Origin of the sequence: Winogradskyella algicola, from assembly GCF_005869935.1 — a bacterium.
Classification (GTDB): Bacteria; Bacteroidota; Bacteroidia; order Flavobacteriales; family Flavobacteriaceae; genus Winogradskyella; species Winogradskyella algicola.
In genome coordinates, this window is record NZ_SZQF01000007.1 from 145,889 (window position 1) to 162,449 (window position 16,561).

The window sequence follows — 16,561 nt, forward strand, 5'->3', positions numbered from 1 at the left end:
CGTTTTTGTTTGTTTAGAAAAAAAAGTAACACTTACAGAAAAATACATTAGAGATTATGTGCTTTAATTTTAAGTTTGTCAATTGATAGATATGTATTCATATTTTAAATATTTAATCTTTTTCTGTTTTGGATTTTTGTTGAAAGCACAAAATCCAGTTACTGTAGCTATGTCTGAAGTTTCAAATCTTCCAGATGTTGAGTTTTATGATATTGCCGAAGACAATCAAAACTACATTTGGCTTGCTGCAAACAAAGGTTTATACCGTTACAACGGAAAAAACTACAAACACTTTAGTCATCCTCAACAAAGAGGAAATTCTCTTTTTCAATTAAAACTTGATGCTAAAAATCAACTTTGGTGCAACAATATTTACGGGCAATTATTTTATGTTGAAAACGATAGCTTAAAGCTATTTTATGACGCTAGTAAATTAGTAAATGGACAATTAGCAAATTTTGAAATATTAGAAAATAGCATACGTTTATTCACTGTTATTGGCATTTTTGATATTGATAAAAAAACAAAACAAGTAACCGAAGTGTTTAAAGGCATGTGTATTACAAATGCTAAGGATGGTAACAATAACTACACATTTATAATTAATCTTGAAGGCGATTTAGAGCGTCATCGATTATATAAATTTGATGGCAATGCAAATAGAAAAATACTTGAAATTACAAGTAGTAACCGTATACAATCACCAAAAATTTTTGCCTTTAAAAACACTGTTTTTTTTATGCACAAAAGTGCTAATGAAAATGTCATTTATAGAATAGATAAAACAAAAAACACATCAAAAAAAGTAATAACGCCTGTTAATTTAAAAAACGAAACTTTTTATAATGTTTTAAATATTGAAAACAACTATTGGTTTTTAACTAGTTCTGGCGTGTTTATTTATGGTTTTGAAAATGAAATTTTCACGTTTAAAGAACAACTTTTTAAAACAGAATCAATTACCGATGTTCAAGTAGATTTTAATAAAAACTACTGGTTTACAACTTTAGATAATGGTGTGTTTGTATCACCAAATTTAAATATTCGTCGTGTTGAATTATCAAATATAGACTCTAAAATCACAGCGTCTGTTGCCTTACAAAACAATCAATTTGTTTTAGGAACCAATGACGGTAAATTACTGTTTTACAATCACAATCAGCTCACAAAAACACTGCAATTACCAGGGAAAAAGATTATCGGGAAACTTTTTTTTGATGCGCAAAGCGATAAACTAATAGTTAGTATTAATGCATCAGAATCGTTTGTAGTTAATCTTAAAAATGACAAAATTTTAGATGTAAATAACCGATTTTCAGTTGCCAAAACCTTTTCAAAAGTTGATGATAACACCTTGTTTTATGGTAATTATCGTCAGGGTATTGTATATAAAAACCCGTTTAATCATCCTGAACAACAAATTTTAAAAGAAAGTCGTGTAAAAGCTTCGGTGGTTTCTAATAATCATTTATTTGTATCGTACATCGACGGACTTTATAAATACAATTCCCAAACATTTAATGCAGAAGAAATCACGTTCAACGCTAATAGTTTGCTAGTTAATGCCTTAACAAAAACCAACGGGACGGTTTGGATTGCAACCCAACACAACGGGTTATTAAAGTACGAGAATAATATTCTAAAACCTTCGGGAATAAAACTTCCTGAAAATCTTCAAATTAACGCTATTCATGCTGATGGTTTAGTGCTTTGGATTTCAACCGATGCTGGATTATTTCAATATCATACAAAAACACATCAGCTTAAATCGTTAAGTGCGCAAGATGGTTTAAATACAGCGGTTAATGATTTTTTAATTCTTGAAAATCAAATTATTGTAAGCTTGCCTAAAGCTTTTTATGGGCTACCGAAGTCTGAAACATTGTTCAAAGATTTTAAAACTGCCAAGGTTAGGGTAGAAGCTGTAAAAATTAACGACCGCGACACGTTAGTTGCAACTAACTACAAACTACCATATAATTTAAATAAAATTGATATTTCGTTTAACTCAAACGGATTTCAATCTAACCAACATGTAAGCTACCAATACCGCGTTAAACAAATTGATACAAGTTGGCAAAACATACCGCTAAACACACATTTTGTTACTTTTAATAGTTTGTCTAGCGGCAAGTATACTTTTGAATTAAAAGCCCAAAATTTAAGTGCAAAACAAGCTGTTTTTGCAGCACCAATTACCTTTATAATTGCTAAACCCTTTTGGGAAACCTATTGGTTTTATGGTTTGGTTGTAGCAACAATTATTTGTTTAGTTTGGTTGTATTTTAGATGGCGATTACAACAAAAAGAAGCACAACGTATTGATGAAGTTGATAAAATTTTAATAGATAAAAAAATCACGAATTTAAGGTTGGAAAATCTGCGTTCGCAAATGAATCCGCATTTCATTTTCAATGCCTTAAATTCTATTCAAGATTATATTATTTCAAACGAAAAGGAATTGGCAAGCTCGTATTTAGTGAAGTTTAGCCGGTTAATCCGCATGTATTTAGATTACAGTCAGCAAAACGAAATTACTTTAGAAGAAGAATTAAACGCCTTAAAACTGTATTTAGAATTAGAAAAAGTGCGTTTTGAAGATGAATTGGAATATACTATTTCGGTTGATAATCAATTGAAGACAAAACAAATAAAAGTACCGTCATTATTCATTCAACCGTACGTTGAAAATGCTTTAAAACACGGATTACTACACAAATTAAACGACCGAAAATTACATATTGAAGCGAAAATTATTCAGCAAAACAAATTAAAAATTACGGTTGAAGATAACGGAATTGGTCGCGCACAATCGGAAAAATTAAAACGACCAAACCAACAGCACAAACCCTTTGCTACTAAAGCTAATGAGGAACGTGTGCATCTTTATAAAAACAAATTAAAACGTGATATAGCCATAACTACCAACGATTTGTATGACGAAAATGACGTTGCTGCAGGTACAAAAGTGGTAATCACCATGCCAATACATTAAGATATGAAAGCGATAATTATAGACGACGAAAAACGCGCCAGACATTTACTATCCAACTTGCTAACCGAACATTGCGCAAGTATTACTAGCATTGAAGAAGCGCAAGATTTAGCATCTGGTGTCGATTTGATTAAAACCAGTAAACCAGATGTTGTCTTTTTAGATATTGAAATGCCAAATCAGTCTGGATTAGACATTTTAGAATACTTCCCAAATCACATAGATTTTAAAATCATTTTCGTAACGGCATACAACCAATATGCAATTGAAGCTTTCAAATTATCGGCTGTAGATTATCTATTAAAACCAGTGGACACAACCGAGTTAAAAGAAGCTGTAGCAAAAGCTGAAGAAGCGATAAAAGCCAACAATTTAAACGACCAATTAAACAAGTTACGCGACTCGTTAAAGCAACTTTCAATGGATAAAATTGCTTTAGAAATACCAAAAGGAATTATGTTCGCCTCACATAATGATATCGTCTATTTTGAAGCCGATGGTATGTACACTAACGTGCAACTTATGGATGGTAAACAAAAAACCATTTGTAAACCATTAAAGCATTTTGTTGAGCAATTAGAACGTAATGCGATGTTTTTTAAATGTCATCGTTCGTATTTAATCAACTTAAAATATGTAGACGAACTGGTTAAAGATGATGGCGATTATTTGCTAATGAACAATCAAAAACGCATCCCAATTTCAAAATCTAAACGCGATCAGTTTCTAGAAGTAATCAAGGAAACGTTTATGTGATTTATGTGAAATTTCTGAAATTCCTTCAGAAAAAAAATCATCATTTTCAGAAAAAACCAAATTAAGAATAGTGCTTAAGTGCTTTATTTTGAAGTCTATTAAACACAATTCTTATGAAAAAAATAGTTCTATTATTCGTTTTGGCATTATGCTATAACGTCTCTCATGCTCAATTTGGTAAAATGCTTAAAAAGAAAGCCAAAGAAGCAGTAGAGAAGAAGTTAGATAAAAAAGAAACTAGCAATTCATCTTCAAAATCTGAAAACGCTTCAGGAATGGTTGGCAGTTCTTCAACTGAAAATTCATCAAAAACAGAATATACCGATGAAGAATTTAAAGCGGAATTAGCCAAAAAATACCCAAACGACCAGGCAAAGCAAGACTTATACTATCAAAAATATCTTGAAAAAAAGCAACAAGAAGCAGACGCTAATAAGCCTAAATCTGCAAATTCAGTTAGTGATGAGTTTTTATACATGTCGTATCCATTTGCAATGACAAAAGGTATGAGCGTAGTTGGTGTTGATCGTGTAAAAATAAGACGCCAAATGACAGACATGGGTGATAATGTAGATTTATTGCCTGCACAAGATCCAGATTATGCTTGGTTGAGATTTTTAACAACACCAGAACTAGAAATGATGTCACCAGAAGGGTACATTGGTTATGAGTTAGTTTCTGGCATGTTTACAACAAAAGTAGGAGCAGACAGATCACAAACTTTAGAGCTTGGAACAGGTATGCCAATTTTAGTGAGAGGAATGTTAATCTCAGAAGATGTATTTGTAATTTATGCAGGCTCTCATCAAGGAGGTCACGCATTTAATGTGCCGTCTTATATGCACCAAAATGATATTACAATTTTAAATATTATAGGAAAGGGTGAACAACAATTTCATGTAGAGTGGTTAGAAAAAGCGAAACCAATTGTAAAAGCGTTTGAAGCCACGTTAAAAGCCAATTACGATGCTGCTGCAAAATCGACTATGGATGCTATAAAAATGCCAAAAGCAGGTAGCATGAATAGTGATGCTTCATTAGTGAGTTTTGCTAAAGAAAATGTATCTAAAACCATTGCAAAAGATGGTGCAAAACTTCTAAAGTTAAACATAGAATCTAACGACTGGAGTATTGTAAAAAACAAATATACAGGTCGTATTTTATACCGTTGGATTAAAGGCGCATTCACAGAAAAAAATAAAAATAACGACTGCTATTTACAAGGTTTTTTAATCAAGCAACAGTACAATGGAAGTGGTTATGGTAGCTCACAATTTGGAGGTGTTATCCACGGACAAATGCCTTACGGACAAAAAATGAATTGCGAATAATTAATATACGCTATTAATCATAATTTTTAAAGTCTGCTTATTTAAGCAGGCTTTTTTATTTGATTTAAAATGTAAGAATAATCTTTATTATTTATTCAGAAAGAAATTAGACCTATTCAGAAAAAAGCACATTGAAAACCTTTAAAAGTGAAGTTATTTTGTTGTTGAATATTAATCTCAACTACAATGAAAAAAACATTACTCTTATTAACCTTTTTAATAGCGACTGTATCGTATAGTATACATGCGCAAAATGTTAACATTCCCGATGCTAATTTTAAAGCTTATCTTGTTGGAGATCCAGCTATTAATACTAATAGTGATAGCGAAATTTCGGTTGCAGAAGCACAAGATTTTACAGGAGAATTATTAATTAATGGTTTGTCAATTTCAGACTTAACAGGAATTGAAGCTTTCATAAATATTACGCGTCTAGATTGTTACAGTAATAATCTAACGTCTATCGATGTAAGCAATAATCTAGCATTAACACGTTTGCACTGTGCTGATAATCAAATTGAAACGTTGGATATTAGTGCAAACACATCAATTACAGATATACAATGTCATAACAATGGTGTTTTATATGAATTAAACATTGCTAATGGTAATAACAGTAACTTTAGCTATATGAAAGCTTATGGAAATAGTTTATCATGCATTCAAATAGATGCTGGTTTTACACCACCAGCAGATGCCGGAATATATAGCCAAGGTTGGACTAAAGGTAACTCAGCATTTTATAGTGAAGACTGTGCAGGATTAAATCAAATAGTAAACATTCCAGATGCTAATTTCAAAAGTTATTTAGTAAACAATAATAGTATCAATTTAAATGGTGATACTGAAATTACAGTGGCTGAAGCACAAGCTACAACAGAGCTATTTATTAATGGTTTGTCAATTTCAGATTTAACCGGTATTGAAGCCTTTACCAATCTAACACGTTTAGATTGTTACACAAATAATTTAACGACTATAGATGTTAGTAATAACTTATCATTAACACGTTTACATTGTGCAGATAATCAAATTGAAACTTTAGATATTAGTGCCAATACGCTAATTACAGACATACAATGTCATAATAATGGTGTTTTATACCAATTAAATATAGCTAATGGTAATAACAGCAATATAAACTGGATGAAAGCTTATGGTAATCCAAGTTTAACTTGTATTCAAGTTGATGCAGGCTTTTCGCCACCAGCAAATAGTGGTCAGTATGTTGTAGGTTGGACTAAAGATAATCAAACAAGTTATAGTGAAAATTGTATTCCTTCAGTGTATTATGTAGATGCAAATGCAACAGGAGCCAACGATGGAAGCTCATGGACAGATGCTTTTACAAACGTAACAGACGCTTTAGCACTTACCAATTTAAATGATGCTGTTTGGGTAGCAAAAGGAACCTATACATTAGCAGATAAAAACACACCAATAGCTGTTAATACAGATGAAGTGGATATTATTGGAGGTTTTGCAGGAACCGAAACGACTCTAGCCGAAAGAGATTTAACAGCTATTCATACTACAAATGCTACCATTTTTACGGGCGATATAAATGGTGATGATATTGATGGAGATTTCTCATTGAACAAAACAGATAATGCAGAACGATTATTTGAATTAAGAACAAGCAACGCCACTTTTGATGGTATTATTTTTGAAAACATTTACGATACTTCACAATCTGGTGGCGTAGAAGAAAACGGTGTGATTTTTATACCAAATAGTTTGAATGCTAATAATTTAAAAATTAAAAATTCGGTATTCAGAAGTAATTATTCTAATGGGTATTTACTAAAAATGAGAAAGTTTAATCAAGGATTACTTATTGAAAACACCAAGTTTATAAATAACACCATTGTTAATATGGGATTGGTTTATGTGCAATCTGATAGTACAAACGGCTATATTTTTACACGTTGGGCAAACGTTTTGGTAGCAGATAACGATATTAATCTTTCAGCATTACATATTTTCAGATCAGATTGGAATAACGGAAGCACTTTAGATGTTGTAATTAATAATAGTACGTTTGTTAATAATGATTATAACGGTACTTATGGTAATTCTATTACGGCATCAGGTAATGGTAGTGTAAACCTAAATGTTAATAATTCTATCTTTTGGCAGAATACTGTTAATGGTACATCAGCAACTAGAGATATTTCTAATGGATTAGACGAGCATTACGATGTGTTTATTAGAAATTCTATTGCAAATGTATCATCAAACGCCGGAACTTACGGGACATTTAGTGCAACAAACGTAACAACTTTAGATCCAGCAACAGATAATTTAAATTTAGATACTGAATATAAGCCAACATCAGCTTCAAATTATATTGTTGATCAAGGAGATAACGCTTACTACGATGAAGCTTTATTTGGTGATTTAGATTTATCAGGTAATACAAGATTTTTTAACACCACTATAGATTTAGGAGCTTACGAGTACAATTCTACATTAGGAATTGATGCTGTGTCGTTAAATGCAAATTCAGTAAAATTATATCCAAATCCTGTAAGTGACAGGTTATTTATTAAATCTACAGAGCAAGTTAAAAACATATCTATTTATAACATTAATGGTCAGCTTGTAAAGCAAGCTATTGAGACTTCAAACGGTATTGATGTATCTGTATTACCTTCAGGATTATACATGATTCAAATCAACACCTCTAACAATTCTATTAATCAGAAGTTCCTTAAGGGCTAAGTTGATGCGATATCAACTTGATTTAGCGCTCACTCTTGTGAGCGCTTTTTTTATGACTAAAAAAAGCTTACCATTACGGTAAGCCTTTTCATAAGTAAATGCTGAAATAGCAATATTATTATAAGCTTAGTTATTTAGTATTACAGGCATTACAGGCATAACAAGCATAACAAGCATTGTAATAGCTCACCGTCGTTTAATCCATCAACTGGAGTTAAATACCAGCTCCGTTTCATAAACTCAATTCCTGCGAAAGCAGGAATCTAATTCTTGTTAAATCATAAAGTTATTCGTTTAGAAAAATCAGAAAAACATCAAAGATAAAAACCGTAGTTTTTGGGCTACGGTTTAGTGTTGTATTTTAATTATCTAATAAGAGATTCCTGCTTTCTCAGGAATTTTGTCAGTTGTTCAACATTACAGGCATAACAAGCATTGTAATGTGCTCACCTTCATCTAATCCGTCAACTGGAGTTAAAATACCAGCCCTGTTTGGTAAGCTCATTTCTAACTGAACATCATCAGAGCTTAAGTTATTAATCATTTCTGTTAAGAAGCGAGAGTTAAAACCAATTTGCATATCGTCACCTTGGTAGTCACAAGTTAAACGCTCTTCTGCTTTGTTACTGTAATCTACATCTTCAGCAGAAATATTAAGTTCTGCACCAGCAATTTTTAAACGGATTTGATGTGTTGTTTTGTTAGAGAAAATACTAACACGACGAACAGAGTTCAAAAACTGTGTTCTAGCAATTACTAGTTTATTAGGATTCTCTTTAGGAATTACCGCTTCATAATTAGGATATTTACCATCAATTAATCGGCAAATTAATACTGAGTTGTCAAAAGTGAACTTAGCGTTAGATTCGTTATACTCTACTAAAACGTCTTCTTCATTTCCTGCTAAAATTCCCTTTAAAAGATTTAAAGGTTTTTTAGGCATAATAAATTCAGCAGATTCTGTTGCGCTGACGTCATCTCTAGTATATTTTACCAATTTATGAGCATCTGTAGCTACAAAAGTTAGATTGTCTTGAGAGAACTGAAAAAACACACCACTCATTACAGGTCTTAAATCGTCGTTACCTGCAGCAAAAATAGTTTTGCTAATTGCGGTAGCTAAAATATCACCCATTATGGTTGTTTTGCTGGCATCTTCAACAGAAACAGCATTTGGGAACTCAGCACCATCAGCATAAGCTAAAGCATATTTACCATGATTAGAACTGATTTCTACAGTGTTGTTTTCTTCTACAACAAACGTTAATGGTTGCTCAGGAAACGTTTTTAACGTATCTAATAATAAACGAGCAGGTAAAGCAATACTGCCTTCAGAATCACTCTCTACATCAATTGTAGAAGACATTGTTGTTTCTAAATCACTAGCCGAAATCGTAAGTTTCGATTGGCTTAATTCAAATAAGAAATTATCTAAAATAGGAAGAGTGTTACTGTTATTTATAACACCTCCTAATACCTGAAGTTGTTTGAGTAAATATGTACTTGAAACTATAAATTTCATGCTAATAATTTAAAATTTTATCAATTATAACGTATCCTACAAATATATCTTAATCGTATAGATTTGTAAAACAAACTTATTAACAAATTCTAGGTGTATTTCTTCTTTCTAAAGAAGTTAAAAGCCAAACCAAAAACAGCAAGTAGTGCCAATGGTAATGCAATGTTTAGGAGTTGCCAAGTACTGCTTTCTTCCTTTATTTTATCTTCATCAAGGTAAGCAACGCTAATTTCTTTGGCTCTAATGTTTATAAGTCCGGTATCGTCTAAAAGGTAATTGACGGTATTAAGTAAGAATTCTTTATTACCATATAGAAAACCTCTGTAATCTACACCTAGTTCTAAAGGTCTTCTTTGTCTAACATCATTTTTTATAACATCACCATCAGAAATAACCACCATTTTGGTTGGTGCACTTTTAGATTGAAAATTTTTCACCTTAAAAGGAAGAACACGCTGGTCATAAACCGAGGTAAATTCACCCTCTAATAAAACAGCTAAGTTTTGTGGGCCAGAATTATATAAACTCTCATCAGGAGATTTTGTAACATCATTTAGAGATATGCTAGTTGGTACTCCTTCTAATCTAGATTTAGGGGAACTTTGAAGCAATATTGTTTTGTCTATACTATTTTTTAATGTGTCTATAGGACTTGCAAAATCAAATCTAACAAGCTCTAAATTTTTGGTAATAGGATGCTTTTGGTTAGACGAAGCTAAAGGTGCATATTGCCATTGAATAGGTTGTAATTGTGCTTGGCTTCCTTCACCAATTGCCAGCATAATTGGTGCAGAGTAGAGGTCTTTTACCAAACTAGGATTTACTCTAACTCCGTATTTGAAAAAGAAATCATTGAGGTTAAGGTCTCTCATAATGGAAACACTAGAGTTTGTGGCATTTCGTAAGCTATCCTCGTCCATAATAACGGACTCAGTAAGCCAAAGACTTTTTCCTCCTCTCATGGTATACTGATCGAGTACCAGTTTCTCTTCTTCTGAAAACGCTTGGGTTGGCTTAGCAACAACTACTAAATCGTATTGCTTAAGCTTATCTAAAGTACCTTGTGGGTTTGTAGCAACACTATCTAAAGTAAACGGTGCAATTTTATAGTAAGACTGTGCTGTTTGTAGAAAATCTGCAATATTTAAATCAGCGAGTTCACCATTACCTTTTAAAACCGCTATAGTTTTAGATTTTGAATTTACCAGCTTATTAAAAGCGTCAGCAAACACATACTCAAGCCCTTGTACAGAGTTATTGATTTGATCTGATAAATTTTGAGTAATGCTTCGCTTCAATAGTGGAATTTTGACTGTTTGATCCCTATAGCTAGCAAATGCCCACGGAAAAATTATTTCTTGAGTAACTTTCCCTGTGCTGTTATCTGTATTGATATATGGCTCTAATCCAGAGCGCGTAAGTTCATCAATAATTTGTTCTCTTGTAGATTCATCTTCAATAGGGTCGATGTAATTAACCCTAATATTACTGGTTTTAAGATGAAATTCTTCAATGATTTGTTTTGTCTCGGTTTGAAGTAATCTAAATTCTGAAGGAAATTCACCTTCTAAAAAGACATCAATTATTAACGGAGAATCTATATGATCTATAATAGTATTTGTGGCATCAGATAATGTATAGCGTTTGTCCTTGGTTAAATCAAAACGACCATAAACCGAACTCGATATAGCGTTTACTATTACGAGTGCAGCCAATACAATGAGTATGTATATTAGATTTTTATTCTTCTTCATTACTCTCATATGTAATTTCTTCTTGATAATGCCTTAATTCTGAGACTTTATCATTCTTAAAAATGATTTCTACACATTCTTTTTCGGCGTTAAAGGCTCCTGGTTCTATGCCTAAGCCGTAATTCCATTTATTGTTATCATGATCTTTTATACTGTCATTCCATGTTAACCATTCGTATTTTCCTAAAAGGGAAGTAATTTTGGTTTTAGAAGCACCAATCAGTGTATCCGATTCTATAGTATTATCGATCATTTCGTAACGTAAGGCTGGTTTTTCAATCCATGCTTCACTATCAAAATACTTTTGATGATGGTAATTGCTAATAATATTTACAAAAGGATAAAACATATAGAAATACACAAAAGGTGTTAAAACCAAGCTGATTAATCCTGTTAACCATTTACGTTTATCTACTGTATTCAAAAACAAAAAGAGTAGTGTAAAGACTACTATCATGGATATGACTAAAAAGGGTGTTATAATCATTGTTTCTGAATTCTAAGTTTTGTGAATATTAAAAACGCTAAAGCTATACTTATAAAATATACCAAATCTCTGGTGTCTATAACTCCACGACTCATACTGTTATAATGCGCAGACATCCCAAGATTTTCCATATACACTAAATCACCAAATACATTATAGTTTGAAAGCCCTTCAAACCCAAAGTACATAAAGAAGCAGATAAATACTGCAATAATAAATGCAACAATCTGGTTGTCTGAAAGCGTAGAAGCAAACACTCCTATTGCAGTGTAAGCAGCAACTAGGAAGAGTAGGCCAAAATAAGACCCAATGGTGCTACCCATATCTAAATTACCTTCTGGACTACCTAATTGATAAACAGAATAAACATAAAGCAGTGTTGGTATTAAGGCTAAGATGATAAGGATAAGAGCACCAAAATATTTACCTAGTACAATCTGAAAAAGTGAAATAGGCTTGGTAACCAATAACTCTAAAGTACCTTGTTTTTTTTCATCACTAAAACTACGCATTGTTACAGCAGGAACTAAAAAGATAAGGATCCAAGGTGCTAATAAAAAGAAAGATGATAGGCTTGCGATACCATTATTAAAAATGTTGAAATCGCCTTTAAACAACCATAAAAACAAACCGTTTAATAATAAAAACACACCAATAACCAAATACCCAATTGGTGAGGCAAAGAAGGTATTTATTTCTTTTTTTAGTATTGCTAGCATATTTTCTAGTTTTCAGTTTCAGTTTTCAGTCTCAGTAAATCTGTTTACTGTTACTGCCAACTGTTTACTTGAGCGAAGCGACTTTACTCACACTCCAAGCTTCAGGTTTAGCATTAAATAAAGGTTTGGTTTTAGCCCAAACACTTTTAAATAAATCAGAATGTCTGTAATTATTTAAATCATCTTCAGAGTTCCAATAACTATACGTAAAAAAGATATTGGTATTGTTCTGATCGCGATATAATTCTAAAAAATTACAACCTTCAAACCCTCTAATTTTAGATTTATTCGCTTCAAAATTAGCCAAGAATTCTTTAATCTTAGACGGTTCAAAACTCATTTTTACAATTCTTACTAACATAACTTTAAAAGCCTTTCCTAAATCCTTTCCAAAGGAAAGGACTTTCTTACTGTTGTGAAACTATTTTTTTGGTTTTTGCGTCATCTTGGGCTTCATTCCCACTGGGAAGGACTTAGGATGGGCAGGAAGTTTACCGTCACTGTGTCCATTGTTTTTAAACCCATAAGGGTAGAGGCACTACCAACAGTACTGCAATTACTTTTATAGACTGCGATTTCCAGATAACCAGATGAATTAAAGACAACTAAACCCTTTCCTTCGTCATTACGTTTAGCTTCTTCAATTTCAAAATTTACAATGTCGCTGTATCTGTTGTAAATTTTTCTAAACTTGTGATTACGAGCTGAGATTTCGTATTGCCGTGTTTTTTGCAGGTCCTCAAAAAACTTCCTTTTAATGTTAGTAACAACATTACCATAATTATCTATGTATATAACACTTCCTATTATTTGATTTTTGTCATCATTAACAAAAGGATTTAAATTTTTTATAGGCTTAATAGTGTTAATAACTTTTCCTATAACCTCAAGCGTGCCTCCTCTTGCAATATGGCAAGCTACTTTTACAAAAACATCAAGAACAGGAAAATTGGTTTCAATTTTATCATGTATATTAATTTCAACAATTTTCTCTGGCGCAATCTCAGAGCAAATCATACTCATTATACCATTGTTGGCGCATATAAAGTAATGGTCATCTAACTTAACTGCAATGTGCTTATTTTCAGGGCTTAACTCAGAATCAATTCCTATGATATGAATTGTTCCTTTTGGAAAACTGCTATAGGCGTTAAGTATAATATATGCTGCTTCAGAAATGTTGAAAGGAGACACAGAATGTGAAACATCAACAATTCTAACTTCAGGTAATTCGCTATAAATAGCTCCTTTAATCGCACCAGCAAAGTGATCTTTTTCTCCAAAATCAGTGGTTAAAGTGATTATTGCCATGGATTAATTGTTGATATTTTTTTTAGAATTGAGGTTGTAAAATTGTTAGATTTGTTTGTACACAATCGTTACACAAAAGTACATGAATTTTTTCATTTGAAAATTCTTAAAAACCAAATGAAATAAATTTTTGGACTAACGAAGTGGTTCCTGAATTAGAACAAAATTTTGTTCTTTTTTTGATAAAAAATTTTGTTCTTAAAGAAGAAAACTAAGAAAAGAAAACAGATTAACACACTAAATTAATTAGCCTTTTGAACGAACTCATTCTAGAATTAGAAGAAATTACTCCAAAAGAATTCTTCGGTGCCCAAAATGCCAACATTGAACTATTAAAAAAATACTTTCCTAAACTAAAAATTGTTGCTCGAGGTAATAAAATCAAAGCCTATGGTGATGAAGATTTACTTGAGGAATTTGATATGCGAATGATGATGCTTATGAAGCATTTTGGTAAGTACAACAAGCTAGACGAAAATGTCATTGAGCGAATCTTGACAAGCAACAGTAGCGAAGATTATTCAACCTCTGCAACAAGTGGCGAAGTTATAGTGCATGGAGTAGGAGGCAAATTAATAAAGGCACAAACGGTTAATCAGCGAAAACTGGTAGAGAGCATACGTAAAAATGATATGGTTTTTGCCATTGGTCCGGCAGGTACAGGTAAAACTTACACAGGTGTAGCATTGGCCGTACAAGCTTTAAAAAGTAAGGAAGTAAAACGCATTATACTAACCAGACCAGCTGTTGAGGCAGGTGAAAATCTTGGGTTTTTACCAGGTGATCTAAAAGAAAAATTAGATCCGTACATGCAACCGTTATACGACGCGTTGCGCGATATGATTCCGCATGAAAAGTTAGAAAGCTACATAGAAAAAGGCGTAATACAAATAGCACCATTGGCTTTTATGCGTGGTCGTACATTAGATAATGCATTTGTAATCCTAGACGAAGGCCAAAATACGACACATGCACAAATGAAAATGTTCTTAACACGTATGGGTAAAAATGCCAAGTTTTTATTAACAGGAGATCCTGGTCAGGTAGATTTACCACGTCGTACTATTTCTGGTTTAAAGGAAGCTTTACTTGTTCTTAAAAATGTTGAAGGGATTGGCATGGTTTATTTGGATGACAAAGACGTCATTCGTCATAAATTAGTTAAGAAAGTCATCGCAGCCTATAAAAGTATAGAAAACAGAGATTAATTTTTTTAGGAGCTATTTCCAGCTTTCCGCTATATCTTTTTATTTGCTGACTTCGTCTACGCTCAGCCACCAAATAAAAAGGATGCCGCTTCAATCTGGGCTAGGGCTCAAACTAAAAGTAATAAGCACAACAAACTAATAGCTAATACCCAAAAGCTAAAAGCTAAATAAAATGAGTAACACAATAACAGACACAAACTTTAATTTTCCGAATCAAAAAAGTGTTTATAAAGGAAAAGTAAGAGAGGTTTATAATATAAGTGATGAGCAATTAGTAATGATTGCCACCGATAGATTAAGCGCTTTTGATGTGGTAATGCCAAAAGGAATTCCTTATAAAGGGCAAATTCTTAATCAGATTGCAACCAAAATGATGGCAGCTACCGAAGATTTGGTACCAAACTGGTTGGTGGCTACACCAGACCCAAATGTGGCTGTTGGTCATTTGTGTGAACCTTTTAAGGTAGAGATGGTAATTCGTGGCTATATGTCAGGTCATGCAGCTAGAGAATATAAAGCAGGTAAACGTTTACTTTGTGGCGTGCCAATGCCAGAAGGTATGAAAGAGAATGATAAATTTCCAGAGCCGATTATAACTCCAGCTACAAAAGCAGAAATGGGCAACCATGATGAAGATATCTCTCGAGAAGATATTTTAAAACGTGGTATAGTGTCTGATGAAGATTATATAGTGTTAGAAGATTACACTAGAAAATTATTTCAACGAGGCACTGAAATTGCTGAGAAGCGAGGCTTAATTCTTGTGGATACAAAATACGAATTTGGAAAAACCAAGGATGGAAAAATTGTATTGATTGATGAAATCCATACACCAGATTCTTCACGTTATTTTTATGCTGATGGTTACCAAGAACGTCAAGATAGAGGTGAAGCTCAAAAGCAGCTATCTAAAGAGTTTGTACGTCAGTGGTTAATTTCTAACGGTTTTCAAGGTAAGGGAGGTCAGGAAGTCCCATTTATGAGTGATACATATATAGAATCCGTAAGTGAGCGTTATATTGAGTTATACGAAAATATTACAGGTGAAACTTTTGTAAAAGCTGATGTATCTGATATTCAAAGTAGGATAGAGGCTAATGTTTTGGGTTATTTGGAAAGGGCTTAGTTGTTTAATTGTTGTCATTCTGAACTTGTTTCAGAATCTAGTATGACTTCAGATTAGAGATGCTGAAATAAATTCAGCATAACAAAACTTAATATTTTTCTTTCAAAGTCGCAGTATGATGCTCTACATGGTAGGCCGTCCACATTATAATCTCGCGTATTGGCATTTTGCCCATTAGTGGATGTGGTAAAACTAGTTTATCTAAGTTTTTATCACTGATTCTTTTTGTCTTGTATTGGAGTTTTTTACTTTCGGTTTGTAATCGGTTTAGGATATATTGTTTTTCATCAATCTCAGGAATCTTCATGTTTTGAGAGCCTTTGAACGTTTTTCCTTTTGCATCTTTTAAACGCTCATGATATCGTTTAACAATAGTGTTGTAATCTCTAACTGGTCTGTTGGATTTTCCAAATTTATAGCGGATTAGAAATTTAGGAAGGCTTAAGGCATTATTGAGTGGAATGATACTCTGTAATAGATGCAGTGCTTGTTGCCCTTGCGTCCACTTTCCTGTAGGACCTTGTAACCAGGTTTCATTAGGTTGTTGCTCTAACCAATTGATTAACTCAGAGTGCTTTGCATCGATGAGATTAGCGATTTCTTCTTTATCCATGAGAACTGTTTCTTA

Annotated in this window: 13 protein-coding genes; 6 read left to right on the forward strand and 7 right to left on the reverse strand. The window is 32.7% G+C overall.

Going from position 1 to position 16,561, the window contains the following annotated elements:
• Positions 1-91: 91 nt before the first annotated feature.
• The 4 genes from FC091_RS11790 (at position 92) to FC091_RS11805 (ending at position 7,806) form a co-directional block, all read left to right on the forward strand.
• The gene (locus FC091_RS11790; protein ID WP_138434472.1) at positions 92-2,995 is read left to right on the forward strand and encodes a sensor histidine kinase; all 2,904 of its coding nucleotides are present in this window, start codon (positions 92-94) and stop codon (positions 2,993-2,995) included.
• 3 nt (positions 2,996-2,998) lie between these two features.
• Positions 2,999-3,751, forward strand: coding sequence for a LytR/AlgR family response regulator transcription factor (locus FC091_RS11795; protein WP_138434473.1), 753 nt, complete (start codon positions 2,999-3,001; stop codon positions 3,749-3,751).
• Between the two features lie 113 nt (positions 3,752-3,864).
• Complete coding sequence (locus FC091_RS11800) at positions 3,865-5,082, forward strand: hypothetical protein (RefSeq protein ID WP_138434474.1); 1,218 nt, start codon at positions 3,865-3,867, stop codon at positions 5,080-5,082.
• A 186-nt stretch (positions 5,083-5,268) separates the two neighbouring features.
• Positions 5,269-7,806, forward strand: coding sequence for a T9SS type A sorting domain-containing protein (locus FC091_RS11805; RefSeq protein WP_138434475.1), 2,538 nt, complete (start codon positions 5,269-5,271; stop codon positions 7,804-7,806).
• A 403-nt stretch (positions 7,807-8,209) separates the two neighbouring features.
• Here FC091_RS11805 and dnaN read toward each other — a convergent pair whose 3' ends face one another.
• The 6 genes from dnaN to FC091_RS11835 form a co-directional block, all read right to left on the reverse strand.
• The gene (dnaN, locus tag FC091_RS11810; RefSeq protein WP_138434476.1) at positions 8,210-9,328 is read right to left on the reverse strand and encodes a DNA polymerase III subunit beta; all 1,119 of its coding nucleotides are present in this window, start codon (positions 9,326-9,328) and stop codon (positions 8,210-8,212) included.
• An 89-nt stretch (positions 9,329-9,417) separates the two neighbouring features.
• Positions 9,418-11,082, reverse strand: coding sequence for a gliding motility-associated ABC transporter substrate-binding protein GldG (gene gldG, locus FC091_RS11815; protein ID WP_138434477.1), 1,665 nt, complete (start codon positions 11,080-11,082; stop codon positions 9,418-9,420).
• Positions 11,069-11,569 (reverse strand): hypothetical protein, encoded by a 501-nt coding sequence (locus FC091_RS11820; RefSeq protein ID WP_138434478.1) that lies wholly within the window; start codon positions 11,567-11,569, stop codon positions 11,069-11,071. The genes gldG and FC091_RS11820 overlap by 14 nt, the downstream gene beginning before the upstream one ends.
• Positions 11,566-12,288 carry a gliding motility-associated ABC transporter permease subunit GldF gene (gldF, locus tag FC091_RS11825; protein WP_138434479.1) on the reverse strand — a complete coding sequence of 241 codons (723 nt, stop codon included), beginning with the start codon at positions 12,286-12,288 and terminating at the stop codon, positions 11,566-11,568. The genes FC091_RS11820 and gldF overlap by 4 nt, the downstream gene beginning before the upstream one ends.
• 64 nt (positions 12,289-12,352) lie before the next feature.
• Positions 12,353-12,649 carry a putative quinol monooxygenase gene (locus FC091_RS11830; protein WP_138434480.1) on the reverse strand — a complete coding sequence of 99 codons (297 nt, stop codon included), beginning with the start codon at positions 12,647-12,649 and terminating at the stop codon, positions 12,353-12,355.
• A gap of 92 nt (positions 12,650-12,741) precedes the next feature.
• Positions 12,742-13,599, reverse strand: coding sequence for an SAM hydrolase/SAM-dependent halogenase family protein (locus FC091_RS11835; protein ID WP_138434481.1), 858 nt, complete (start codon positions 13,597-13,599; stop codon positions 12,742-12,744).
• Positions 13,600-13,853: 254 nt separating this feature from the next.
• Between FC091_RS11835 and FC091_RS11840 the strand changes: the two genes are divergently transcribed.
• Together FC091_RS11840 and FC091_RS11845 are read left to right on the forward strand one after the other, a co-directional pair.
• Positions 13,854-14,807, forward strand: a complete 954-nt coding sequence (locus FC091_RS11840; protein ID WP_138434482.1) for a PhoH family protein — start codon at positions 13,854-13,856, stop codon at positions 14,805-14,807.
• Between the two features lie 172 nt (positions 14,808-14,979).
• Positions 14,980-15,933, forward strand: coding sequence for a phosphoribosylaminoimidazolesuccinocarboxamide synthase (locus FC091_RS11845; RefSeq protein WP_138434483.1), 954 nt, complete (start codon positions 14,980-14,982; stop codon positions 15,931-15,933).
• 88 nt (positions 15,934-16,021) lie between these two features.
• On the opposite strand, the gene FC091_RS11850 is transcribed toward FC091_RS11845, so the two are convergent.
• A complete protein-coding gene (locus FC091_RS11850) occupies positions 16,022-16,546 on the reverse strand; it encodes a DinB family protein (protein WP_138434484.1) in 525 nt (174 codons plus the stop codon).
• Positions 16,547-16,561: the final 15 nt, after the last annotated feature.